Below are 25,415 nucleotides of genomic sequence, written 5' to 3'. Positions count from 1 at the left end.
GCGGAAAGCGAGCACCTGAAACGGAAATCAACAGCTATCATCTACTTTACTTTTAATCAAAACAATAAAAGTCCTCTTTCAAAGACGAAAGAGGACGTAAATTCCATATGCTTACACGCTCTCTCATCTATCAGACATTCAAAAAAACATCTGCTGGAATTAGCACCTTTCTTTATAAAAAGCGGTTGCTGCAGGATCGTAGGACCAGTTCCTCCCCTGACTCTTGATAAGATACATTATTTAATTATTAGTCATCACTATAGAGGATAAAGCAAACCACTGTCAACTAAAAACTGATTGTTAAGAAAATTATTTTATTTCTCTAAATTCCATTGACACGTGATTTTTATTCCTGTATATTTCGTTACTAAATTGAATAATATCGATTCCTTATCGAGAGAGGTGGAGGGACTGGCCCTTTGAAGCCTCGGCAACAACTATTTTTAGGATTGTGCCAATTCCAGCAGGCGAAAGCTTGAAAGATAAGAGGAGATCTATATACGTATGTTTTATTTCGCGTATTTTTTCAACCTCTTCTCATCGCTGAAGAGGTTTTTTTATTTTCTCTTGGAGCGGGTACAAAAAAATCGGATGGAGGAAATTATTTTGGGTAAAGAAATTTTGTTAAACGCGTTTGAGATGACAAGTGCCATGCACAATTCTCATGGTCTTTGGAAGCATCCGGAGAACAAGAGACATAGAAGCTATAAAGATCTGAATTACTGGATCGACTATGCGAAGCTTTTAGAAAGAGGAAAGTTTGACGCTGTATTTTTTGCGGATGTGTTAGGGATTTATGACGTTTATAAACAAAGTAAAGCTCCTTCTATTCGTGATGGGCTTCAAGTTCCATTAAACGATCCGGCACTTCTCGTGTCGGCCATGGCAAGCGTAACAGAGAACCTGTCTTTTGCTGTGACGGTGAGCACAACCTATGAGCAGCCATTTGGCAACGCACGTCGTTTTTCTACGCTAGATCACCTAACGAATGGGCGAATCGCATGGAATGTAGTCACTTCTTACTTGCCGAACGCAGCGAGGAATTTTGGATTGCAGAATATGATCAAGCACGATGAACGGTATAACATCGCGGATGAATATCTGGATGTTTCGTATAAGCTTTGGGAGAGCAGCTGGGAAGATGGAGCAGTTGTAGAAGATGTTGAAAACAATAAATTAGTGGATCCCGGTAAGGTACATGAGATCAATCATGAGGGGCAATACTTCAGCGTTGAAGGACCTCACTTGAGCGAGCCTTCTTTCCAGCGGACACCTGTGATCTACCAAGCGGGAACGTCTGAGCGTGGACGAGACTTTGCGGCCAAGCATGCTGAATGTATTTTTGTAGGTGGTCCAACGCCAGAGAGAATTCGATTTTATGCTGACGATATCCGTAAGCTCGCTGCAAAACACGGCCGAAATCCAGAAAACATTAAGATCTTTTCTTTTTTAAACGTGGTGGTAGGAAGAACGACAGAGGAAGCCGAGGAAAAATTCAATGAGTATGCAAGTGTTTGGAGTGCCGATGCTGCAAAAGCTCAATATGGAGCAAGTGGATATGATATCGCGGAATATGAAGATTTAGATCCGGAACTTCCATTCTCGTACAATAAATCAACAGAAGGCGGACATTATAAGGCCGCTACCCTCACTACGGATGCTCCTAAACCGTTAACAGTAGGAGAGGTATTGAATCGCTTCGAGTCACCTGACAAAGGTAGTTTTATAGTCGGCAATCCAGAAGAGGTAGCGGATGGGATACAAAAGCAGTTTGAAGAGTCTGGGGTGGATGGTTTCAACCTTAATCACCTCGTAACACCAGGAGACTTAGAAGCTTTCGTGGAGCTTGTTGTACCTGTTCTTCAAGAAAGAGGACTCTATAAAAAAGAGTACAACAGTGGCACGCTTCGTGAGAAACTATTCTCACCCGGACAGCCGCTGCTGCCAAACGATCATCCTGCAGCTAGATTTAGACCGGTGCTAACGGAAAGTAAATAAATAGAGAGTGAGTGAGGAGAGAAAACATATGAAACGATTTAACATATTTCTTACAGCAGCTTTATTAATCGGCGTTTTAGCGGGATGTGGCGCTTCGGGTGAAAAAGAAAGTAAAGAGATCACGCTCGGCGCAACCGTGCCTTACAGCGACATGCTTGAAAAAGGTGTGAAGCCATACCTAGAGAAAAAAGGATACAGCGTTGAAGTGAAAGAGTTTAATGATTATGTACAACCGAACATCTCTTTAAAGAGCGGTTCGCTAGATGCAAACCTGTTTCAGCATAAAGTGTACATGGACGCTTTTTCAGAAGAGAATGATATGAAACTAGTTTCAGTTGTTACCGTACCCACTGCACCAATCGGTATCTATTCAAAAAAATTCAAGTCTATAGACGAGATCAAGCCTGGAAGTACGGTTTCACTAGCCAATGATCCTACGAATTTAGCAAGAGGACTTACTGTTTTGAGAGACAATGGACTAATTGAGATCGATTCTTCAGCAAACCCGTTAAGAGTCTCAGAAAAAGATGTGACAAAAAATCCAAAGAACTTGAAGTTCCAGCCTGTTGAAGCTGCTCAAACTCCAAGAACGCTAGACTCGGTAGATCTAGCTGCGGTAAACGGAAACTTTGCAATATCGTCGGGTCTAGATCTCAAGGATGCGCTTGTAAAAGATAAACTTCCAGAGAAGATCATCAATCGAATCGTTGTGCTAGAAAAAGATAAGAATTCACAGCTGGCAAAAGATCTTAAAGCGGCGGTAGAGTCAGACTCGTTCAAAAAAGTCATACAAAGTGATTTTGGAGAGTTTCATAAGCCAGATTGGATGAACAAGTAACTCCATAAAAAATCAGCTTATTATTTCGTGGAAAAGCTGTACGAAAGCCGTTACCAACTCTCTTAAATGCTCATAGAATACGTTATGTTGACTCAAGGGGGGATTAATATGAGTAACTGCCCGCACTGTGGCCTTTTCCGATACGATTTAAGTGGCTGTATCTGTTCTGATAAGGATTTTAATAGTGATTGGAATCAAAGATACATTGAAGAAATCTTCAATCCAAACAACAATCAGGTGAATGGATCTAAAAAGACGAGACGCCAGAATCTCTTAGATCTGTAAGAACAAAAAAGACTTATTTATTCTTACTATAAACGTTAAAAAGCCGACTTAATGATCTGTTTTTCTGTAGATCTTGAGTTGGCTTATTTTATTTGAAATCAAACAAAACTTCACAAATTCAATTTTTTTACAATTTTAATTAAAATTTGTGTTAAAATCCAGAGTGTGAAAAAACAGATATATTTTAACCTTTATAGGGAGGATTACCATTGAATACATTAGAGTACAGATTAGAAAATATGCAAACAATAAAAACATTTGAAGAAATATCTAGTTTAGAAATCAGTATAAGATTCTTTGTTAACTATTGGGTAAACGAAGGAAAGGTTTATGAAAATAGGGGTAACTATTTCACACAAGGGAAATATATCATTGATATGTATGAATGCAAGGATGAACAGCCATATTCTGACACTATTGAAAAAGTACCGAACACAATTGAATACCGTTTGTTTCATTCAGATAGAAAGATAATTAAAGAATCTACCGAAACAAGCCTAGAGGGAATTATGTTAGCTTTATCCTTAGACAGCGTTACAATTGATAACAATACATACAAGCGTTTATCTCTCGAATTTGATGAGGATAGAGAAGTGTATGTATACTATTTAAACGGGTAAATTAGACTGTAATTATCTGCATTGCCATTGAATGGCGATGCTATTTTTTTTGTATTGTAAAAAGCAATAATCTATACAAAAATAGCTTTTAGAAAAGAGCGTTTCTAAAATATTGTTTTTAAGGATTTCTTTCCTCCTTCCATGCAAGTTGATTGGAGAGGAAGGTTGCCGACTCCTATGGGACGAGCGGTCAGGTGGAGACTCCTAATGGCGCGTAGTGGCAGGAGGCTCACCGTTCGCCCCATGGAAAGCGAGCAACCTGGAGCGTAAATCAACTACTGTCAACGAGCATCCAAGAATACGATAACAATACAAAAAGCAGACCTTACAAAGAAGATCTGCTTAATTATTATCCATTACTTAGCGAAGCGATGGAGGAGTAGCGAGCTTTCTAACACTCGAATTAGAATAAACTCCATTTGTTTGGTTAGAAGTAGGCATTGAAAGATCCTTTTGAATGACGATACTAGAACCAAGTTGACCTTGTACCTTAAAGCCCCAATGCTGGAAGGTTTTTAGTGCATCCGTGTTCTCTTCATCAACGGTACCAAAAACAGTACGAATCCCTTGTTTCATAAGGTGACTCTCAAATACGGGAAGAAATGAGGTAGCGATCCCTTTTCCTTGATGCTTAGTATCTAACACAACATAATCCACAAAAATCGTAGGGCCGATTCTGAATCGATAACATACAAAACCAATAATCGTGTCATTGCTATCACAGACAATCATGACCTCGTTGGCCATTTTTATAATCATTTCAATCACGTTTTTACGGACTTGAAAGTTACTTACTACCATATCAACTAAAAAAGGATCATCCTTACCAGGTACCCGTTTGCGAATATACAATTATATTCCCCCTTATATTACTTTACGAAGGGAAGATATAAAGAAATAAATAGAAGATGATTCACTTCAGAAACACATAGGTTACATTAGAACATAACTATTATTTATTAAAAATCCCCCTTGCTTGTACTATATGTGCTTGTCCTTGAAAGGGGTCTGGATACCGTCCTAATTCTGGTGAAAAAGGCTCTATGTACATAGTGTTCTTAAAACATATAAAAGCCGAAGAGAGTCTCCGGCTTTTTACTTACTTATGCTGCTTGTTTCTTACCTTTTTTTCTTTTCTTAAATCCTAATAGGCTACCGATTAAGCTCACTATAGACACCCCCTTCTATAAGCGAACTGTTGAGAAAAAGAACAATCAGTCATGTTTTCTTCTCTACTCTATCTTACGCAAGCTTGTCTCAATGGTTTGGACGATTCTAAAAAATGGATGCTAAAAAAAATACATTTACAAATACATACAGAGATTCGTTTATAATTTAAGAACTAGCATGAAAAAGGAGTACAGTTTATGAATGTTGAGCGCGAGCAACGAAAACAGATATTCAGAGTTTTGGAATATATTGAAGAGCATGTAGAGGATTCTTTATCTTTAGAAAAACTGGCTGGCATCTCTACTTATTCTCCTTTTCACTTTCAACGGATTTTTAAAAGTATCGTTGGTGAAACACCAGCTGCCTATGTGAAAAGATTTCGATTGGAGAACGCGGCACATCGATTGATCTATGAATCCTATATCCCCATCACGCAGATTGCGATGTTGTGTGGATTCTCTTCCTTATCGTATTTCACGTATTCTTTCCAATCTTATTTCAAAACGAGCCCTAAGAACTGGAGAGAAGGAGCTTATCTCCAGCAATTTCCTCGGGAATATGAAGATAGCAAGAAATCTAAACAAGTTCGCAACCCATCGAAAGAAAAAGAGGAGAATGCTCCTTATAATGAGTTTAAATGGCTAGATTTATCTAAAATAAGAATTGAAACTTTTCCAAACAGCGCTACGATTAAAGGTCACCACTTTGGGATGTACACGAGTGGGGTTTCTGAAGCTTGGGAAGAAGTTCATAAATGGTGTGAATCAAGAAATTTGATTAATTCACATACGTTGTTTCTCGGCGTACCGCGAAACAATCCATACATCACGCCTCCTGACAAATGCCGTTATGATTGTCATATTACGATCAGTGAATCTATAGCTGATTCGATCGCGTCTGATGATACATCTAAGTTTGTTGGTGGAAAGCATGTAGTATATGAATTTGATGAACCTGTCGATTATTCAGAACGCAATCTGATAATTGACTGCTACTCTGAACTGTATAGCTATTGGCTGCCAAGAAGCGGGTTTAAATATTTAAGTAATCCAGTAGAAGTCATAGAGATCCAACAGGACGGAGACACGTTAAAAAGGGAAAGTAAGATTAAAGCGATTGCCCTAGCCATTGAACCAAAATAACGAGGGGGCCATTATGGAACTAAACGGAGTGTTATTAAACACGACAGCGATTATCGCTGGGGGACTTTTATATATGATCTACGGAGGCATCTACTACTCAACGATACTCGGAAAGAAAAAGGAAAATGGTGAGACAGGACCTTTTAAATACATTTTTTCCGTAATCGTTGCCTTTATCAGTTCATTACTTATGTCTTATCTTATCGGAATATTTGGAGCTGAAAGTGCAGCAGAAGGACTCATGGTTGGGTTCATCATAGGGATCTTGATTACGATGGTCTATTATAAAAACACACTTTTCGGTTTACTGACAAGGAAGTCTTTTATCATTGCAATCGGAGACCACCTAGTGATTTTCACACTACTTGGATTGTTGCATGGATGGATGAATTAAGGATGAAGAAGCTTATTTGATAAGCTTCTTTTTTATGTTTGTCCAATCTAAAATTAAGTTAAGAAGGTATATAATTTCCACTCCAGGATGCTCGCTTTCCGGGGGGCGTGCGGTGAGCCTCTTAGCGCATAGCGCTATTAAGAGTCTCACCTGTCCCGCTGATCCCCCAGGAGTCTCGCACCTTGCGTTCCAATCATCTTTCAAGGATGCCTCTGGAAGTTTCTGCTTGCAACTATCTAAAAAGAGCGTTTTAAATATAAAAAAACCACTGACATAATGGAGGACCATCAAATCAGTGGTTTTACATTTAAGATTAACGGATACCTTTCATCTTCTCTTGAATCTTAGGTGAGATGACGAATAGGATAAGTGATAACACAATCGCAGCTCCACCGATCGTACCGAAGTACATCATTTCTGTTTCTGCAGAATAGAACTTAACGATTTGTGCGTTGATCGCTTGTGCAGCTGCACTTGCTAAGAACCATAAGCTCATTGTTTGTGCAGAGAACGCTGCTGGAGCAAGCTTCGTTGTTGCAGAAAGTCCTACTGGAGACAATAGAAGCTCACCAATAACAACAATAAAGTAACTAAGCACTAACCATAATGGACTTACTAGTGAATCTTCTCCACCAAAGTAAGCAGGAAGAAGAATGACTAAGAAAGATAATCCAGCAAATAACAAGCTAAGTGCAAATTTCTTAGGTACTGACGGTTGACGTGTCCCAAGCTTTACCCACATCCATGCGAAAAGTGGAGCAAGTGTAATGATGAATAGTGGATTTAGAGATTGGAACCAAGCTGGTGAAATCTCAAGTCCTGCAAATGTTAAATCTGTACGCTTGTCCGCATAAGCTGCAAGAATCGTCGAACCTTGTTCTTGGATCGCCCAGAACATAACAGCAGCGATGAATAGCGGGATGTAAGCAATAATACGTGAACGCTCGTCTGACGTTGTTTTTGGACTGCGATACATAACCACGAAATAGATAGTAGGAATCGCGATACCAAAAATACCAACTAGTGTAATGAATACTTCAAGTGTGAAAATACCTGCTGGGATGGTTGTACCTAAAATAACAGCTAGTACAACTGCAGAAATACCAACGATAATTGATACTTTCTTCTTCTCAGCTGGAGTTAATGGGTTAGGCACATACGTACCTGCAAGCCCAAGATTCTTTTTCTTTGTTACAGCAAATACAATTAGTCCTAATAACATACCAACAGCTGCGATACCGAAACCTAAGTGGAAACTCTTTTTAGCAACTTCCCCAACGATTAACGGAGATATGAAGGCACCAAGGTTGATTCCCATGTAGAAGATAGAGAAACCTGCATCGCGACGAGTATCGCCAGGAGCATAAATATCACCAACAACACTGGATACGTTAGGTTTAAGTAAACCTGTACCTAAAACGATGAAGACCATGGAAATAAACAGCATAGTCAGATCGCCTGGTAATACAGCTAGGACGATATGACCAATCATGATCAAAATACCACCATAGAATAACGCTCTAGAAGTACCAAAAACTCTGTCTGCTAACCAACCACCGATTACACCGGACATATATACAAGTGAACCATAAATGGACATGATTGCTAGTGCAGTGGACTCTTCAATCCCTAGACCACCTTTTGAAACTTCATAGTACATGTAGTAAATTAGGATTGCACGCATTCCGTAGTAAGAAAAGCGCTCCCAAAACTCTGTGAAGAAAAGAGTGAACAAACCTTTAGGGTGTCCAAAGAATCCTTTTTGCGGGACACTATCCACAATTTTCTGTCTATTGATGTCTGACATATGACAACCTCCTCTTAGTACATTAAATATAATACTTTGAAATATTTATTATTGTCAAAAGTTTTCGGCTTATCTATTATTACAGGTTCTTATGCATACGTAAATGGAAATTACACCCTATATGGGCATAATGGCTTATATCTATGCATAAATAGGGTATAAAAAGTGTATAAAAGTAGTGCGGAAATTTACTTACGTAGTATGCTCAAAAAAATAAAAAAATTGTAAGGTGCTGGGAAAGAGGCTCAACCATTGTGTACATAGTGAAATGTTTAGTACTATAGAAGAATAAGTTTACAGGTAGTGAAAAGAGGTCTTTTTACATGAACAAAAATTCCATTTATGGATTAACGATAGAACAACTAACTGAATGGCTCGGGCAACATGGCTATAAACCATATCGCGCTTCACAAGTATGGAACTATCTATATAGAGAGCGTATAACTACTTTTTCGGAAATGATCGATATTAAAGCTGACTGTATGGAATTATTAACCGAAAATTTTACCATTCAAACGCTTCAGGAGCATGTTAAGCAGGAAGCTTCAGATGGAACGGTGAAATTTCTCTTCAAATTGAATGATGGTAATCTAATTGAAACCGTACTGATGAGACATAAATACGGTTTATCGGTATGTGTAACGACTCAAGTCGGTTGCAACATCGGCTGCAGTTTTTGCGCAAGTGGTTTGTTAACCAAAACACGAGATCTATCAAGTGGGGAAATCGTTGAGCAAATCATGAACGTGCAGCATCATTTGGACGCTGCAGGTGAAGGAGAAAAGGTAAGTCATATCGTTGTAATGGGAATCGGTGAGCCTTTTGATAACTTCGAGAACATGATTGATTTTCTTAAAATTATGATCGACCAAAAAGGTTTAGCGATTGGATCGAGACATATTACAGTGTCTACGAGCGGGATCGTAAATAAAATGTACGAGTTTGCAGATGTGAACATCCCGGTAAATCTCGCATTATCCCTTCACGCACCGAACAATGAACTGCGTACAAAAATCATGAAGATCAACCGAGCTTTTCCTGTTGAAAAGCTGATGGATGCGATCAACTATTATATCGAGAAAACAAATCGCAGGATTACAATAGAATATATTTTATTAAAAGATGTAAATGATCATGTAGAAGAAGCCGTGGAACTCGCAGCTCTTTTCCAAGATAAAAAGAAAAAAACATATATCAATCTGATTCCATATAACCCAGTTGATGAACACAGCCAGTATCAGCGAAGTGACCAAGAATCGGTTCTCGCGTTTTACGATACGCTCAAGAAGAACGGCATCAATTGTAAGATTCGTCAAGAGCACGGTACAGACATCGATGCGGCTTGCGGTCAGTTGAGAAGTAAACAGATCAAGAAGGATAAAGATCGATCGATTACGTCGTAATGGAAGACTGTTTACTCCTAAAAGTGCGTGGTGAATGGAAGTGGACAGTAAAAATGGCCAAGTAGACAGTAAATGTGTAAAAGTGGACAGTATTTCATTGAAAGTGGACAGTAAAACTCAAAAAGTGGACAGTATTTTCTAAAAAGTCGACAGTAAGCACACTTTGAGGTGTTTGCGCGCTACCCACATGTCTGTCTACGCTTTAAAACTGCCCCTGTGTAGAGGTAGTTTTGTTGATGGTGACGGTAATCTGTCTGATTCGTAGATTAATCTGTCCGATTGGCCACATAATCTGTCCAATCTGCACCATAATCTGTCCATTTCACTCAATAATCTGTCCAATTATTTTTTCAAAAGCAGCATTGAATTCGAAAACAGCCTAATGGAAAGAGACCAGTTGAAAAACTGGTCTCTTTTTATTAAGTTGACAACTGTAAAACAATTACATATGATATTGGTAATTCAATGGAAGGGATGGTGTGTTTGTGAGCGTTGTCGTTCTTAACTAAAACAATTTGGATATCGGTCTACAAAAGAAAAAATGAAACGGCTTGTCCGGTTTATTTGCTATGTCTTTTGTTTGCCACCAATAGTTAAGAACAGCGGTCAGATACAAGCCATCATACTCAAACCCTTGATGCTGCGGACTCTTCTTATGAGCCGATTTTTTTATGCGTTTTTTAAGGGTGAAGTCTATCTATGAGGCAGAAATGACATGTTCATTTCTGTCTTTTTTTATTGGCACGTTTCCTGGCCTCTGTTAAGAGGAGGGGATAACAAACAGACTTATAAAGTAACTTGTTTTATGCTATTAAAAATTTTGGAGGTAGATCCATTGAATACACAAACAATGAACATGCTTGAATATATCAAAATTAAAGAACAACTTGCGTCTTTTGCATTAAATAGAGCTACAAAAGAACATATTGAAAAGCTTCAACCATCTTCAAACCTGTCTGTGATTCAATCATGGATGCTCGATACGACAGAGGCCAAACGTATTTTAGAGAAGAGTGCCAGTGTTCCTATCGCTAATCTCAACGGTTTGGAGCAAGTTCTAGAGATACCAAAGAAAGGATTGAACCTAACCCCTGAACAGCTCACATTAATTTTTGGACTTTTAGAAAACGTGAGCCGAATGCAGCGGTTCATGAGAGACAAAACTTCCGTAGGACCCAGCGTATCTTCTTATGCGTACTCTATGTTTGACCTAAGTGATTTAAAAGAGGAAATCTATCGATGTATTCGTAACGGTAGAGTCGATGACCATGCAAGTAAAGCATTATTGAAAGTAAGAAAAAAGATTACCGTTGTCGAAGAAAGAATTAAATCCAAACTTGATAACACGATGAAGTCCTCTGTTTACCGTGATATGCTGCAAGATCAGATCGTTTCCATGAGAGATGGTCGTTATGTTATTCCTGTTAAGAGCAAATACAAGCGTAATATTGAGGGTCAAGTACTTGATAGTTCTTCAAGCGGTGCTACAGTATTTATAGAACCACATGATATTCGTAAACTTCAAACCGAAATCAGTATGCTCAGAGCAGAAGAGGAGATCGAGATCTCTATGATTCTAGGCGTGCTGACAGGTATGGTTGCGAGTTACGAAAGGGAATTGCATATTACAATCGAAGCGATGATTCATTACGATTTTATATTTGCTAAAGCGAAGTACAGCAGGACATTAGATGCTAATGGAGTTCAGTTGAACCAAGAAAACGTGATAAGTATCATAAACGGCAAACATCCGTTGATCGGTGAAAAATGTGTTCCATTACATTTTAATTTAGGAAAAAGTTATCAGTCACTGGTGATCACAGGTCCTAATACAGGAGGAAAAACGGTAGCCATTAAAACAGTAGGTTTATTAACGTTAATGGTTCAAACAGGGCTCCATGTACCTGTTGATGAAGATAGTGAATTTGCCGTATTCAGAGACGTTTTTGTTGATATTGGAGACGGGCAAAGTATCGAACAATCCTTAAGTACGTTTTCTTCCCATATGACGACAATCATCTCCATTTTAAAAGATGCAGGACCACAGGATCTAGTCATCTTAGATGAACTAGGTGCTGGAACGGATCCTTCTGAAGGAATGGGGCTTGCCGTTGCTATCCTTGAAAGATTGTACAGCAAAGGAAGTATGATCTTAGCCACCACTCATTATAGTGAAATAAAAGAATTTGCTGCCGTTACACCTGGATTTGAAAATGGATCGATGGAATTTAATCTTGAGACGCTTCAGCCTACCTATTCTCTAATTATCGGTAAAGCTGGTAAGAGTCAGGCCTTCTCGATCGCAAAGAAGTTGGGGATGGACGATGAAATTATCCACCGTGCACAACAGGTGACCCAAAATAATAGTTATCCACATGTGGACAAAGATAGAGATGTTAAGTTTTCCACAGCACAATATGGAGAGCTAGCTAGTTTGAGAGAAAAGGCAAAAGCAAATGTTAAAAAACAGCATGTAAATATACAAAAAAACACAGTGCATCCTGAGGACGTTTTTCATATCGGTGATCGTGTTTTTGTATCAAGTCTTAAAGCAGCAGGAATTGTGTACAAATTAGAGAATGATCACGGTGAGCTAGGTGTTTTAGTCGGAGAAAGTAAACATATCATTCATAAAAAGCGCCTTAAACTCCATATTGAGAGCAAAATGCTGTATCCAGACAATTATGATATGGACATCGTTTTTGAGTCAAAGGAAAATAGAAAAAAGAATAACGCTATGAAAAAGCGTCATGTTGAAGGCCTTTCTATCGAAAGGGATGATCATTAAGTGAGGGAGCTAAATGAAGAATCTTGTAACGTTTAGAGTAGTAAGCCTAATCGAACTAACCGAGGATTTCCTAAATGGATTCAACCGATATCAGGAAACAAAGCAGGTTTGGTATGTAGAGGGTAAAGCCTATAAAGTGAAGGATGATTATTTTATTGATGACTGGTCTCACGAAAGGAAGTTACAGATCATTCAGGAGTTAAGAAAATGTGTAAGCAGCGGGGGAGTAGTTGCTGCAGCATGGCTAGAGAAGCAGTTAGTGGGCTTTGCGAATGTTGAAAGTGAACGTTTTGGTTCAGATGCGCAATATGTAGAGCTTCCATACCTACATGTCTCAAAAGACATACGGGGTACGGGGATAGGGAGAAAGCTTTTTGCTTTATGCTGTCACGAAGCAAAGAGGCTAGGTGGTAAGAAACTCTATATTGCAGCGCATCCGTCTATTGAATCACAATCGTTTTATCGTGCTGTAGGGTGTTCACCGGCAGAAGAAGTGAATGAGCGTATCTTCAAAAGAGAACCATTAGACATTCAACTTGAAAAAGTCCTATAACAAAGGGAAAGAGACATCTAAGTAGTGCTAGATGTCTCTTTTTCAATTACAATCTCTTCAGTTACAGCTTCCTCGATGTCTGAAGCAATATCTATCGCTTTTACAAAATGATGGTCGCAACGAATGCTTTTTAGTGTTATATCATTGGCACGATGCGGTCCTCCGTATACTTTTACTGCAGGTCCAGAGGTTGTAAAATCTTTTACCACAACATCGTTTAAGATTACGTTACGAGCACGATATTGAATGGCGATTAGCGGGTGTCCATCATAGTTATATGTGCGATCACCGAGTACGGTTAAACCATTGATAACAACATGGTTATATCCTGATATCACAAGGCTGCGAGGTGTTGAATCTTCGTAGAGCTCTGTATATATAGGAGCGATGCTAAAGAGATTAGTAGCCGAGATATGATGAGCTGTTTTCGACGCAGGATCTATATCCTTATGATGGCCGATATGACGAAAATTGTAGGACCGGTTATCGTTCACCGATAGATGACCATAGATGTGTACATTTGTAGCAGCAGAAGCGTTATGATGTGCTTTAATCTCAACACCTCCAAAGCAACGCGCTGTTGAATTGTTCAAAAGCCAAACATTATGAGAACCGTCATCAATTTCAATGCCATTAGAGTTCGAGAATCCTTTTCTATGAGACCTGCCGCTCGGATCACTCATATGGGAATTGGAGATAAAGATATATTCGCTATGGTGTGTCGTAATCCCATCATCACCAAAACCATAACCGTTGAGATTGTCTAACCAGATGTATTTACTTCCTCCTCTTGAACGAGTCCCGTCTCCAAGGTAAGTATATAGGGAAGAGGACACATCAAACCCGTGTAGCCCTGGATTAACAGCTTCTATGTCAAACATCCAGCCATAAGTGACGTTTGCGAAGGTTAAACAGCTCGATCGATTGTTCCCTGCACTTGTTTTTTCTTCTGAATCTAACCTTTGGATGTTCCAATCTAACGTCATTCCTTTAACAGCTATGTTTCGGTTCCCTTTGAAATGGTTCTTATTTGTAATCAACCATTCTGCTTTAGGACAATCATCATGTAATTGTAGAATCGTTTTTCCTTTTCCTTCCCCTAAAAGGATGGTCCACGAAGGCAATTTGATGCCTTTTGTTACATATTTTCCTGCTGGAATACGTACAATTACTCTTCCTTTGCCGATTGCTTTTTTAATAGCCTCCGTATTATCTGTTATTCCGTCTCCAACTGCTCCATAGTCTGCTACGTTTACTTCCTCTTTTATATAACGATAAAGCATCTCGTACTGGTCATTTAACTTCGAGATCCACCTTGGATAAATACTATCTTGTTCATCTTTATCCCAATCGGTAGTTTCGACGTCTTTGTAGCGAACTTTCTTTATAACCATACTTTTTGTTGCATATTTGATCCATTCAAAAGAATTTCTATTCTGTTTTCTATGTTTTTTTAGTGAATCTTTGAACAGATTCTCTGAAGATTTTAAATCAATAGATTCTGTACGAGCGTGCTTTTTTCTCAGGTGTGCTATCAAGTTTTTGTTAGTGAGTGGATCATGTTGTTTATCAAGTGAAATCATTAAATGATCACCTCGGCCTTCAAATAATAGAATATAATTCATGATTTCCCTATCTAAAATAAAATAATCAGCATGTCAAAAGAGTAGGGGAGAGCCATTTTGACAACCTAATTTTGGATGCAAACAAAAATGTTTGCAAGTTTACAAATACGTTTACAATTGTTTGCTTATTTGTTTGCAAGTTTACAAAACTGTTTACTTGTTGGTGTATAAGGATTTTTGGAGGATTAAGTGGTTTGTTTACAACTGTGTTTACAAGTTTACAGAAAATGTTTGCGTGTTTACAAATGTATTAAAAAGAAAAATAGGCATTGTTAAATGTTATATAACCCTCTAATCTATTTATATAGAAACAAAATAATGATTTGAAAAAGAAAGGATGTACGCCCATGAGTAATTCTAGAATTGCTGCAGTTGATGTAGGTAACGATTCACTAAAAGGAATTTTCGGTACATTAGAACATGAATTAAACATCCCTAACGTAATTGCTAGAGATATTGAGGATCGTCCTGTAATCGGGATTGAGGAGTTAGACAGCAAAGATCCTTTAGAAGGCATACATATTCGAGTTCACTCCCCTGCCCTAAAAGAAAACAATGTGATTTATCGTGTTGGTCAGCTTGCTGCTAAGAGCGATAACTCTACTGAATTAGATCCAGGAAGCAGTAAATCAGAAGAAGATCAAACATTGATCATGCTTTTCGCAGCATTGGCTCTTGATGCTGTAAATGAAGATAATGGTAAAACATTTACGAAAAACAACAATGTGATTGATACAAGCTATATTTTAGGAACTGGCCTTCCTCTACGTGAAGTAAAAGAAGGTAAGGACGCGGGTTACCGTTCAAAACTACTAGGATCTGTTCACCAAGTAGAATTCTTAGTAACGCCTAAGTACCAAGGAATTAAAGTAAACTTAAAGTTTGAAGAAGTAAAAGTGTATCCAGAAGGATTCGCAGCTTTTATTAACCTTGTGATGGATAACGATTTAAACATTACTAACAAAGATCTGATCGACAAACCTATTCTTATTCAAGATATCGGCGGTCTGTCTACAGATATCGCAGTTATCAAGAATAGAAACGTTGATGATGATAAAGCTCAAGGCTTTAACCTTGGTGTTTCTGAAGCGCTAGAACAAATTAGAGAAGAAATCCGCTCTAAGCATGGCGTGGAATTAGACAGCCGACGTGATGTAGTAGATATCATTACGAAAAAGACGAACCGCAACCACATCATGGTTCGTGGTAGCCGTACGAGTGTTCATGACATTACAGATCGTATTTTAGTAGACCTAGCGAAAAAGCAATACCGTCTTCTTCGCAACGTGTGGCAAAAGAATTCGCAAACTGAAATCTGCTATTTTGTAGGTGGAGGATCTGCCGTACTTAAAGATTATATCAAGACGCTAAACAATAACCTGGATGGCTACAACATCGACTTTTTTGAAGATGAAAAAGAAAGCATCTGGATGATGGCAAACGCTTATTATAAGCTGATCTCTGATCACTTAAAAAGAACTGCGCCAAAAGAGAAAAAGAGCGAGGATAAAGACAAAAAAGCCGTTAAAGCTTAAACAAGGGTGATGAAATGGACAAAAAAGCATCCAATGAGATTACAAGAGGTAAAACGATTGCTTTTCGTATCCCCTCTGACACCCCAGATCACGTCATCAAGCAGCTTCAAAAGCTGAAAGAGACGGAGAGGCGCAATTTTTCGAGCAAGATCTCAGAGTATGTTCTTCAAGGTGTTGGTCAAGACATCCAAAGAGATCGAGAGACGATTACAATACCGTTGCCGAAAAATTTAAGTAAGATGCAGCGTGATTGGTTGAAGCATGAGCATTCAGAGGCCTTGTTAGGTAATATTTTGTATCAGCTCATTTCCAATCCTGTAAGAACAGCATCTTTACTGGCGGCTTTAAACAGCAACTCAACCGATATAGACCAGGCCTTATATCTGCAGGAAGATGTAGCGCGCGATGTGGATTCATTGGAGCAGTACGAAAATCCACTTGAAACCGAACACTCAACTGATGATTTTGACGATGATGATCTCAGTCAATTCGATTGGAACAGTGCAAAGCGAGATGAGCCTGAAGAAAAAGAAGAAACACAAAGTCCTGAGCAGGAAATGGAAGATCTGCTTGGGGATTTCCTTGCACATATGAATAAGTAACTAGAGAGCGCAGCTGAATCCTCAGCTGCGTTTTTTTTATTAAAGTAAGCTTGCATGGTATGGGGTATGTGAGAGAAATAGGTAGGCGAAATTTGTCGAGGATTGTAAACTTGCGGATAAACGACTAAAACTTTTGGATTAAGCGACTAATCTCGTGGATAAACAGCCGAAATTTATGGATTGGATCCCTAAACTTCTGGATTGAAATGAAATAATACCCATATAGGTATATGAAACGATCAGTTTCGGTCACGAAACAGTAACTATTTTGATTTTAAAGGAGTAGAACTTTTATAAAATATCAGTTTGCTTCCAACACAGGTAGGGAAAGGTCTCTTTGTGATGTGAAAATACATAAAGAGAGGATTAGTTATATGAGCGATCAGAATAAAGTGAACGGCAACAGCAAGAACGAACAGCTGGAACAGTATCGTGCAGATGACAAAGGCAAAAAATTAACGACCAATCAAGGGTTAAAAGTTGCTGAAGACGAGTTCTCGCTAAAAGCGGGAGAACGTGGTCCAACACTTATGGAAGATTTTCATTTTCGGGAAAAAATGACTCACTTTGACCATGAAAGAATTCCAGAGCGTATCGTACATGCTCGTGGGTTCGCGGCTCATGGTGAGTTTGAATTATATGAGTCTTTAGGAGAATTTACAAAAGCGGATTTCTTAAATGACACCTCTAAAAAAACACCAACGTTCGTACGTTTTTCGACCGTAGCTGGTTCACGTGGATCTTCTGAAACGGTGCGTGACGCACGCGGTTTTGCAACAAAATTTTATACAGAAGAAGGAAACTACGATCTTGTCGGAAACAATATTCCAGTATTCTTCATACAAGATGCGATCAAGTTCCCCGATCTGGTTCATGCGTTAAAACCTGAACCTCATAACGAGATGCCGCAAGCAGCAAGCGCGCATGATACGTTTTGGGATTTTGTAGCCAACAACCAAGAATCAGCTCATATGGTAATGTGGGCAATGTCAGACCGAGCGATTCCACGAAGCTTTCGTATGATGGAAGGATTCGGCGTTCATACGTTCAGACTTGTGAACGACGAAGGAAAAGCACATTTCGTGAAGTTTCACTGGAAGCCGGTCTTAGGTACACATTCTCTCGTGTGGGATGAGGCGCAAAAGATCTCCGGGAAAGATCCGGATTTTCACCGCAGAGATCTATGGGAATCCATTGAAAATGGGGATTACCCTGAGTATGAACTAGGACTTCAAATTATTGCAGAAGAAGATGAATTTAACTTTGATTTTGATATCTTAGATCCGACGAAATTGTGGCCTGAAGAAGATGTGCCAGTAAAACTTGTCGGCACGATGACGTTAAACCGTAACGTGGATAACGTGTTTGCAGAAACGGAGCAGGTCGCTTTTCATCCTGGTCATGTTGTACCGGGAATCGATTTTTCAAACGATCCTCTTCTACAAGGACGCTTATTCTCCTATACAGATACACAACTATCTCGTCTTGGGGGACCGAACTTCCACGAGCTTCCGATCAATCGACCTGTTTGTCCGTTTCATAACAATCAGCGTGATGGAATATCACGACAGACGATCAACAGAGGGCAAGTGAGCTATCATAAGAATTCACTTGCAGCGAACACACCTTCACCTACTCCAGAAGCAGAAGGCGGATATGTTCATTATCAAGAGAAAGTGGACGGAAGAAAGATCAGAGGCCGAAGCGAGAGCTTTAAAGATCACTTCTCTCAAGCCACACTTTTCTGGAACAGTATGAGCGAGCCGGAAAAACAGCATCTAAAGAATGCTTTTAGCTTTGAACTCGGTAAAGTGAAAAGTAAATCGGTTCAACAGCAAGTCGTTGATATGTTTGCAAACGTGAACTTGGAGCTTGCGACTGCTTTTGCCGAAGCAATTGATGCTGTACCTCCACAAGGAGAAGAATCTTCCGTAACGAAGTCTTCACCTGCTCTAAGCCAGCTGAATACGGTTAAAAGCCCAAAAACAAGAAAAGTAGGGGTTATTGTTGGGTCAACTGTGAGTGGTGAAGTAGCAGAAATCCTGCAATCTTTAAAGAGCAGCGGTATTCAAGGTGAATGTATCAGTGATAAGTTAGGAAAACGAACGGCGGATGATGGGTCTGAGCTAGAGGTCATGCATACGTTCTTAACGGCGACTTCCGTTATCTTTGATGCTATTTATGTGGTAGGTGGAAGTGATGGTGCTACGTTTAAGAAGAATGCCTTGCACTTCGTTAATGAAGCCTTCGCGCATTTTAAACCGATTGGTGGTACTCATGAAGGTCTTCAGTGGCTAAAAGAAGCAGAACTAGCTGGAGAACCGGGTGTTGTAAGTGGTGAAGGAAAAGATGAGTTTGTAAAAAACTTTACTGAAGCTATTTCCGTACATCGACATTGGAATCGCCAAGTATAAGGATTTAAAGAACAGTGGGCAACGTGTTCACTGTTCTTTTTTAATGTTCTAAGAATGAAAAAATGGCAACGATACAAACTACATATGAATCAAACATGAAGGAGAGTTCATATGTATAAAAAAATGCTAAGTATGATTATGGTGCTTGCAATAACGGTTCCTATTTTTACAACACCATTAATAGCAGAAGCCAAATCAAAGCAAAGAGTTCAAGGGCCGTGTTATAGCCAGAACGCGATTGATTTGTATTCTTTGCAAAGAAGGCTGTGGAAAGACCATGTTTATTGGACGAGATCCTACATTGTTAGCGCGACTGAAGGAGCTAAGGATCAAGACGCTGTATTAAAGAGACTGTTGCAGAATCAAACCGATATCGGTAACTCCATCAAGCCCTATTACGGAGATAAAGCCGGGAACGAACTCGGGAAATTATTAACAGAGCATATTGTCATCGCGGGGCAGTTAGTAGATGCGGTGAAAAAGGGCGATACGGCGAAAGCAGCTAAAATCAATAAAGATTGGTATCGAAACGCTGATGATATCGCTAAATTCATGAGTAAAGCGAATCCAAACTGGTCAGAACAACAAGTAAAAGAAATGCTATACACACATCTAAAATATGTGACAGACGAAGCTGCAGCAAGGCTTAAAAAAGATTATGCTGGCGAGATCGTGATCTTTGATAAGAACAAAAATCATATGGTGATGTTTGCCGATGAAATAACGAATGGTATCATGAAGCAGTTTCCAGACTCCTTTAGAACGTCATAAGAAAAAGCCTCTCGAGATTGAGAGGCTTTTCGCTATTTATCCTTGTTTTTGTCCTTTTTATTGATCTCTTTTTGATCAATGGTACCTTGATTGAACGTATCGTTGATCTGCTCGTGAACGGTTTCTAATTCCTTATCTGTTTTTGATTTGTTTTTCTTGTCGAGTTCAAAGTTTTTCTCTGCGATGTCCTCGGATTGTTTTTGTTTATCTGTCTTGTCGCTCATGAATGAATACCTCCTATTTTAGAAAAAGGGTCTACTTATCCTTTTCCCCCTCAGTTTTCCCTGAAACATGCTGAATTAAAATAAGCCTTATCCAATGAGGGATAAGGCTTGTTTTTGACGAGGCTGCTTAAGCGTATATTTTAGTCCTTGAAAGTGGTTGATTTCCGCTCCAGGTTGCACGCTTTCCACGGGGAGAACGGTGAGCCTCCTGTCTAGTTGCAGTGACTAGCCCCTCGAGGTCAAAAGGTAAACGGTCAAGAAGGCAAAGTGCGCCTTCCAAGCCCATTTCCCTTTTGCTTGTCGGGGCTGAACGAGTCACTTCCACTTTTCGGACTGCCGCTTTGCGCCATTAGGAGTCTCCACCTGACCGCTCGTCCCGTAGGAGTCGGCAACCTTATGCTACAATCAACTTGCAAAAGATGAGAAAGAACATTTATAAGCTACTGACTTTTAGCAGTAACCTATTAAAAGAAATCAAGGAAAGCTGCGGGCTTGTTTGTAATAATTTTTTCAAAACGTTCAACGTCTTCTTGTTTTCCTTTGATTTTGCCGCATGAAAATAAAAACTGGGGCTTTTGTGAGCCTAAAAGAGCTGCTGCTAACGTTTGTACATCCATAACTAATGCTTCTGCTCCCGTTTTTGAATCTCTTGTAACACCATCTTCATCGATAGTGAACGTACCGTTGTTCCATTCAGCTTTTTCATCCGTTATGGATAGAGTAAGTCTACCTTCCATGTTTTTAAACGGATATTGCTTTAAAAAGCTTTCAACATCTACAATTCGTGCCATGAAGTATGGATAGTGCTCTTGGTGAATCCGTGGATTGTTCAGTAAAAACGGAAGCTGATCATCGGATGGCGCTACTATCTTTACCTTGTCCACCATCGAATCATGCTGACAGATAAAATTCCATAAAGCTCGACGCGCATCATCGTTTACATAGATAAACTCTTGAACATCAAGCAATTTATCTGCTACCTTGCAGCATAAATATCCCTTTGGTACTCCGTTTTCATCCTTATACAGGATACGGTTGTAGCCTTCTGTGAACACATGATTGTTCCACCAATAGTCTGAGCGCACAAGCAGATGATTGTATGAATGGAACCATCCTTCATAAACCGTATTCAGTAAGTCATTTCCGTCTTCTTCAGATAACCTGGAAATCGTTCCAGAAACATCTTCATAACGGACGAGATCGCTCTTATTTAGTGTATATTTGTTCAATGAGGCAGTAAGCTCCCAGCCGAACCGACGATAGAATTGAATATTGAAAGGATGCAGAAAGCTGATACTTTGGCCATTTTCTTTCATCCTAATAAGCGCTTGTTGTAATAGGCGGGTGACTGACCCTTTTCTGCGATGCTCTGGCCATGTAGCTACACCTGCAATTCCGCCCATTGAAAAGCGCTGGTTTTCAATAGAGATTTCTAGAGAATGAATGTGAAGTTTAGAAATAAGCTCTTCGTTTTCAAACTCTCCCCAAATTTCTTGTCTCTTCATCATTTCATAACGTTTTGGCAGATCCTCTTTCTTTACGATGTACTGAAAAGCATATTGAGAAAGCTGTATGGATTTTTCAAATTCTGTTTCTGACAATACTCTACGTTCCATTTTGATGACCTCCCTTTCCTCCTTCATAGTACAAGTTAGATAAGAGGGTTGAAAAGAATTTCGATGAAAAAATTTTTGGTCTTTGTTTTTAACACTAAGAGCATCAATAAATCGCAGTAAATAAAAATGTTAGTATGTATATAGAAGTGAAAAATAATGGATATTTATAAAAACTATCGAAATTATATTCATTTGGAGTTATAATTATAAACTGTTGTGCATAATCACAACGTTGAAGCGAGGATCAGCATGCGCATTCATAAATATATAAGTTTAACGGGTTTTTGTTCTAGAAGAGAGACGAATCGGCTATTGAAGAGTGGCCGGATTTCTATAAATGGTGAGATTGCAAATAAAGATAGTTTTGTACATGAGATGGATACTGTCCTTATTGATGGTAAAGTAATTCCTCAAAAAGCGTCAGCAATCTACCTCGCTTTTAACAAACCAGTTGGAGTCACGACCACATCAAATCCTGATATTGATGGAAACATTCTAGAATATATCGATATGTCGGAGCGTGTTTTTGCTGTTGGTAGGTTAGATAAAGCCTCCCAAGGTTTGATTCTATTAACGAATGATGGAGAGCTGGCAAATCGGATTTCACAATCTGATTATGGTCATGAGAAAGAATATGAAGTGACAGTCGATCAACCTGTTACCGAATTGTTTCTTCAAAAAATGGCTCAAGGTGTTCTCATCTTAAATGCTGTAACCAAACCTGCGGAAACAGAGCTTGTAAGCAAGTTTGTTTTTAGAATCACGCTTACCCAAGGATTAAACAGGCAGATTCGACGTATGTGTAAAACGCTAGGATACGAAGTCGAGAAGTTAGAGCGTATACGCATTATGAATATACACCTTCATGCATTGGAAACTGGGAAGTGGCGTTACTTAAGGGATGACGAGCTTAGTGACCTAAAAAAAGGTTTAGAGATTTAGTGAAAAAGGAAAGAAACACTAGTATTTTATAAAAAAACTAGCATTTCTTACAATATTGCGAAAATTGTAGAATCAACATATACTTGGAAATGGAAAGTGTATGAAAGCGCTTTACATCGTAGGAAGAGAGGCATAAGATTATGGGTTTACCAAAACAACAGATTGATGATCAAATGAAACAAACAAGTTCTAGTCGATTAATGAAATTTATAGTACCATCACTGGTTGGAATATTTTTATTTATGATTCCTATCTCATATGATGGGGAAATTACCATTCCTGTAGCGATTTTAGCAGGGATGTTGCAGGATGGAATAGGTCCACATATTCCGAAGATCATGACGGCTATCATAGCGATTACGGTCATTGGATCTTTAGGAACATTCTTGTTTAAGCCTAAAGCAATCGTAAATAAACCGTTTTTAAATACATTGTTCAATGTGAATATCGTATGGCAATTGATTCGTTTAGTAGGATTGATTTTTGCTGTGATGACGTTGTTCAAGCTTGGGCCAGAAGCCGTATGGTCCGAAAATACAGGGCAGCTTCTGCTTTTTGATTTGATTCCTGTATTGTTTTCTGTGTTCTTATTTGCAGGACTGTTCTTACCTTTGTTATTCAACTTCGGCTTGTTAGAGCTTTGTGGAGCTATGCTCGTTAAGGTGATGCGTCCCGTTTTCAAACTGCCTGGGCGATCTTCTATCGATTGCTTAGCATCATGGCTTGGGGATGGAACGATCGGTGTTCTATTAACGAACAAACAGTATGAAGAGGGATATTATACGAAGCGTGAGGCAGCTGTAATCGGTACAACATTTTCTGTCGTATCTATTACATTCGCGATTGTTGTTCTTGCTCAAGTAGATTTGGCTCATATGATCGTTCCGTATTATTTAACGGTCGTTTTAGCAGGGTTAGTTTGTGCGATTATTATCCCACGCATCCCACCTTTGTCCAGAAAGCCTGATACGTATTATGAGGGCGCAAAAGAAAACGTGGCAGATGAAGTGATTCCTGAAGGTCAGACACCTTTTCGATTTGGTCTTAAAAAGGCGGTTGAACGCGCTGATCAAAATAAAAAAGCTGCACCGTTAGTGAAAGAAGGAATTCAAAACGTACTTGATATGTGGATGGGCGTTGTACCGATCGTAATGGCAATCGGAACATCTGCATTGATGGTCGCAGAGTTCACACCTTTCTTCACGTACCTTGGAGCACCTTTTGTACCAATCTTAGAGTTGCTGCAAGTTCCTTATGCATCAGATGCAGCACAGACGATCGTAATCGGATTTGCGGATATGTTCCTTCCTTCTATCATTGGAGCAGGTATTGAAAGTGAGTTGACTCGATTCGTAATCGCGGCAATGTCAGTTATTCAATTGATCTATATGTCTGAAGTTGGCGGTCTGCTATTAGCTTCTAAGATTCCTGTTAACTTTAAAGAACTAGTTATCATCTTTTTCTTACGTACTTTCATCTCACTTCCGATTGTTGTGGGAATGGCACATCTTATGTTTTAAAAAAAAAGCTGCTCAGAGGAATGTTCCTCTAAGCAGCTATTTTTGTGTGTTATAGAAGCTCTTGTATATGTTTTTCAATCGTTTCAGGCTTGTCCGTTGGGGCAAAGCGCTTAACAACTTGTCCGTTTCGGTCTACTAAAAATTTTGTGAAGTTCCATTTGATCGCTTTAGACCCCAAGATTCCTGGTGCTTCGGCAGCTAAGTATTTAAATAGGGGATGCGCTCCATCACCGTTTACGTCTACTTTTGCGAACATCGGAAAGTTAACGCCATAGTTCAACTCGCAGAACTCCATGATCTCATCACTTGATCCTGGTTCTTGAGCTCCGAATTGGTTACATGGAAATCCAAGCACGGATAATCCTTGTTCTTTATGGCTTTCGTAAATGGATTGAAGACCTTTGTACTGAGGGGTAAAACCGCATTTACTTGCTGTATTTACAATTAAGAGCACATCGCCTTTGTAAGTGTCTAGGTTTGTTTCCTCGCCTTTGATCGTTTCAACTGAAAAATCGTATACAGACATTTTCTCAAGCTCCTTATTTTTGTATTTTTTTTAGTGTAACGGTAAATGGTACGGCTTTCACTAAAAATGCTCGAAGTGGTAAAATAAGGAGCTGGCTTAAAAGGGGGAAGATAAAAATGGACGCAGTGTTTCATGTGGAACATCAAGTTTTTAATTATCGTGTGGCTGCCGTAATGATTAAAGAAGGTCGAGTCCTCATGCATCGAGCAAAAACGGAGACAAACTGGTCATTGCCAGGTGGACGGGTGAAGCTTGGAGAAGATGCGCAGACAAGTTTGCAGCGTGAGATGAGAGAAGAACTGGATTTGAACGTGACGGTTGATGGTTTCTTATGGACAGTTGAAAACTTTTTTACATATGCAGAAAAAGAGATACACGAGGTTGGATTATATTTTAAGATCACAGCTGAAAACCCGTTGCCACTTCATGATGGTGAAGAATTTACCGTGTTAGAAGCAGATCGGCTTGTTTTTAAATGGGTATCATTAGAGGATTTGAATGAGTATGTGCTGCATCCCCAAGTGGTGAAGCAAAAGCTGATAGAAGGTTCTTTTGAGCCGGATTATTTCTTAGTAGACCAATCATAACGAGTAATAATGCAAACTCAACAGGTACGAGAATAATGAAAAAGGTAAGTAGCGA

The 25,415-nt window shown here is 39.2% G+C and carries 22 protein-coding genes and 2 riboswitches; of the genes, 16 read left to right on the top strand and 6 right to left on the bottom strand.

What is annotated here, in order from left to right; genetic code table 11:
- Positions 1-120: 120 nt before the first annotated feature.
- Positions 121-233: riboswitch (SAM riboswitch) on the bottom strand.
- A gap of 154 nt (positions 234-387) precedes the next feature.
- Positions 388-489: riboswitch (SAM riboswitch) on the top strand.
- Between the two features lie 117 nt (positions 490-606).
- The 4 genes from IHV12_RS06625 (at position 607) to IHV12_RS06610 (ending at position 3,741) form a co-directional block, all read left to right on the top strand.
- Positions 607-1,998, top strand: coding sequence for an LLM class flavin-dependent oxidoreductase (locus tag IHV12_RS06625; RefSeq protein WP_197190284.1), 1,392 nt, complete (start codon positions 607-609; stop codon positions 1,996-1,998).
- A 28-nt stretch (positions 1,999-2,026) separates the two neighbouring features.
- Entirely contained in the window at positions 2,027-2,836 is an 810-nt protein-coding gene (locus IHV12_RS06620) for a MetQ/NlpA family ABC transporter substrate-binding protein (protein WP_197190283.1), read from the top strand.
- A 108-nt stretch (positions 2,837-2,944) separates the two neighbouring features.
- On the top strand, positions 2,945-3,121 hold the full coding sequence (locus IHV12_RS06615) for a hypothetical protein (RefSeq protein WP_197132846.1): 177 nt from the start codon (positions 2,945-2,947) through the stop codon (positions 3,119-3,121).
- A gap of 209 nt (positions 3,122-3,330) precedes the next feature.
- Complete coding sequence (locus IHV12_RS06610; protein ID WP_197190282.1) at positions 3,331-3,741, top strand: hypothetical protein; 411 nt, start codon at positions 3,331-3,333, stop codon at positions 3,739-3,741.
- A gap of 360 nt (positions 3,742-4,101) precedes the next feature.
- Here the strand turns inward: IHV12_RS06610 and IHV12_RS06605 are convergent, their stop codons facing one another.
- Positions 4,102-4,593: a GNAT family N-acetyltransferase gene (locus tag IHV12_RS06605; protein WP_197132848.1), complete on the bottom strand. Its 492-nt coding sequence runs from the start codon at positions 4,591-4,593 to the stop codon at positions 4,102-4,104.
- 515 nt (positions 4,594-5,108) lie between these two features.
- Between IHV12_RS06605 and IHV12_RS06600 the strand changes: the two genes are divergently transcribed.
- Both IHV12_RS06600 and IHV12_RS06595 read left to right on the top strand, forming a co-directional pair.
- On the top strand, positions 5,109-6,053 hold the full coding sequence (locus IHV12_RS06600; RefSeq protein WP_197190281.1) for an AraC family transcriptional regulator: 945 nt from the start codon (positions 5,109-5,111) through the stop codon (positions 6,051-6,053).
- A 13-nt stretch (positions 6,054-6,066) separates the two neighbouring features.
- Positions 6,067-6,447: a DUF1761 domain-containing protein gene (locus IHV12_RS06595; RefSeq protein ID WP_197190280.1), complete on the top strand. Its 381-nt coding sequence runs from the start codon at positions 6,067-6,069 to the stop codon at positions 6,445-6,447.
- Between the two features lie 313 nt (positions 6,448-6,760).
- On the opposite strand, the gene IHV12_RS06590 is transcribed toward IHV12_RS06595, so the two are convergent.
- The gene (locus tag IHV12_RS06590; RefSeq protein ID WP_197190279.1) at positions 6,761-8,254 is read right to left on the bottom strand and encodes a peptide MFS transporter; all 1,494 of its coding nucleotides are present in this window, start codon (positions 8,252-8,254) and stop codon (positions 6,761-6,763) included.
- A 323-nt stretch (positions 8,255-8,577) separates the two neighbouring features.
- On the opposite strand from IHV12_RS06590, the gene rlmN reads away from it, so the two are divergent.
- The 3 genes from rlmN (at position 8,578) to IHV12_RS06575 (ending at position 12,998) form a co-directional block, all read left to right on the top strand.
- A complete protein-coding gene (gene rlmN, locus IHV12_RS06585) occupies positions 8,578-9,657 on the top strand; it encodes a 23S rRNA (adenine(2503)-C(2))-methyltransferase RlmN (protein ID WP_197190278.1) in 1,080 nt (359 codons plus the stop codon).
- Positions 9,658-10,492: 835 nt separating this feature from the next.
- Positions 10,493-12,445: an endonuclease MutS2 gene (locus IHV12_RS06580; protein WP_197190277.1), complete on the top strand. Its 1,953-nt coding sequence runs from the start codon at positions 10,493-10,495 to the stop codon at positions 12,443-12,445.
- A gap of 13 nt (positions 12,446-12,458) precedes the next feature.
- Positions 12,459-12,998, top strand: a complete 540-nt coding sequence (locus IHV12_RS06575) for a GNAT family N-acetyltransferase (protein WP_197190276.1) — start codon at positions 12,459-12,461, stop codon at positions 12,996-12,998.
- 17 nt (positions 12,999-13,015) lie between these two features.
- Here the strand turns inward: IHV12_RS06575 and IHV12_RS06570 are convergent, their stop codons facing one another.
- Complete coding sequence (locus tag IHV12_RS06570) at positions 13,016-14,623, bottom strand: glycoside hydrolase family 55 protein (protein ID WP_231620642.1); 1,608 nt, start codon at positions 14,621-14,623, stop codon at positions 13,016-13,018.
- A 347-nt stretch (positions 14,624-14,970) separates the two neighbouring features.
- Here IHV12_RS06570 and IHV12_RS06565 point away from each other — a divergent pair, with 347 nt between their 5' ends.
- The 4 genes from IHV12_RS06565 to IHV12_RS06550 all read left to right on the top strand — a co-directional run bounded on the left by IHV12_RS06565 (position 14,971) and on the right by IHV12_RS06550 (position 19,945).
- The gene (locus tag IHV12_RS06565; protein WP_197190275.1) at positions 14,971-16,158 is read left to right on the top strand and encodes a ParM/StbA family protein; all 1,188 of its coding nucleotides are present in this window, start codon (positions 14,971-14,973) and stop codon (positions 16,156-16,158) included.
- A gap of 14 nt (positions 16,159-16,172) precedes the next feature.
- A complete protein-coding gene (locus IHV12_RS06560) occupies positions 16,173-16,760 on the top strand; it encodes a hypothetical protein (protein ID WP_197190274.1) in 588 nt (195 codons plus the stop codon).
- A gap of 374 nt (positions 16,761-17,134) precedes the next feature.
- A complete protein-coding gene (locus IHV12_RS06555) occupies positions 17,135-19,174 on the top strand; it encodes a catalase (RefSeq protein ID WP_197190273.1) in 2,040 nt (679 codons plus the stop codon).
- A 111-nt stretch (positions 19,175-19,285) separates the two neighbouring features.
- Complete coding sequence (locus IHV12_RS06550; RefSeq protein WP_197190272.1) at positions 19,286-19,945, top strand: glycosyltransferase; 660 nt, start codon at positions 19,286-19,288, stop codon at positions 19,943-19,945.
- Positions 19,946-19,977: 32 nt separating this feature from the next.
- On the opposite strand, the gene IHV12_RS06545 is transcribed toward IHV12_RS06550, so the two are convergent.
- Both IHV12_RS06545 and IHV12_RS06540 read right to left on the bottom strand, forming a co-directional pair.
- A complete protein-coding gene (locus tag IHV12_RS06545) occupies positions 19,978-20,169 on the bottom strand; it encodes a YozQ family protein (protein WP_197190271.1) in 192 nt (63 codons plus the stop codon).
- 464 nt (positions 20,170-20,633) lie between these two features.
- A complete protein-coding gene (locus IHV12_RS06540) occupies positions 20,634-21,785 on the bottom strand; it encodes a GNAT family N-acetyltransferase (protein ID WP_197190270.1) in 1,152 nt (383 codons plus the stop codon).
- A 249-nt stretch (positions 21,786-22,034) separates the two neighbouring features.
- Between IHV12_RS06540 and IHV12_RS06535 the strand changes: the two genes are divergently transcribed.
- Both IHV12_RS06535 and IHV12_RS06530 read left to right on the top strand, forming a co-directional pair.
- Positions 22,035-22,727, top strand: coding sequence for a pseudouridine synthase (locus IHV12_RS06535; protein WP_197190269.1), 693 nt, complete (start codon positions 22,035-22,037; stop codon positions 22,725-22,727).
- A 140-nt stretch (positions 22,728-22,867) separates the two neighbouring features.
- Positions 22,868-24,247, top strand: a complete 1,380-nt coding sequence (locus IHV12_RS06530; protein ID WP_231618386.1) for a YjiH family protein — start codon at positions 22,868-22,870, stop codon at positions 24,245-24,247.
- A gap of 49 nt (positions 24,248-24,296) precedes the next feature.
- Here IHV12_RS06530 and IHV12_RS06525 read toward each other — a convergent pair whose 3' ends face one another.
- Complete coding sequence (locus tag IHV12_RS06525) at positions 24,297-24,773, bottom strand: glutathione peroxidase (RefSeq protein WP_197132883.1); 477 nt, start codon at positions 24,771-24,773, stop codon at positions 24,297-24,299.
- Positions 24,774-24,889: 116 nt separating this feature from the next.
- On the opposite strand from IHV12_RS06525, the gene IHV12_RS06520 reads away from it, so the two are divergent.
- Complete coding sequence (locus tag IHV12_RS06520) at positions 24,890-25,360, top strand: NUDIX hydrolase (protein ID WP_197132885.1); 471 nt, start codon at positions 24,890-24,892, stop codon at positions 25,358-25,360.
- The last annotated feature ends 55 nt before the right edge of the window (positions 25,361-25,415 follow it).

It is taken from the genome of Fictibacillus sp. 7GRE50 (assembly GCF_015903875.1).
Classification (GTDB): Bacteria; Bacillota; Bacilli; order Bacillales; family Fictibacillaceae; genus Fictibacillus; species Fictibacillus phosphorivorans.
This window is presented reverse-complemented; position numbering and strand designations above follow the sequence as displayed.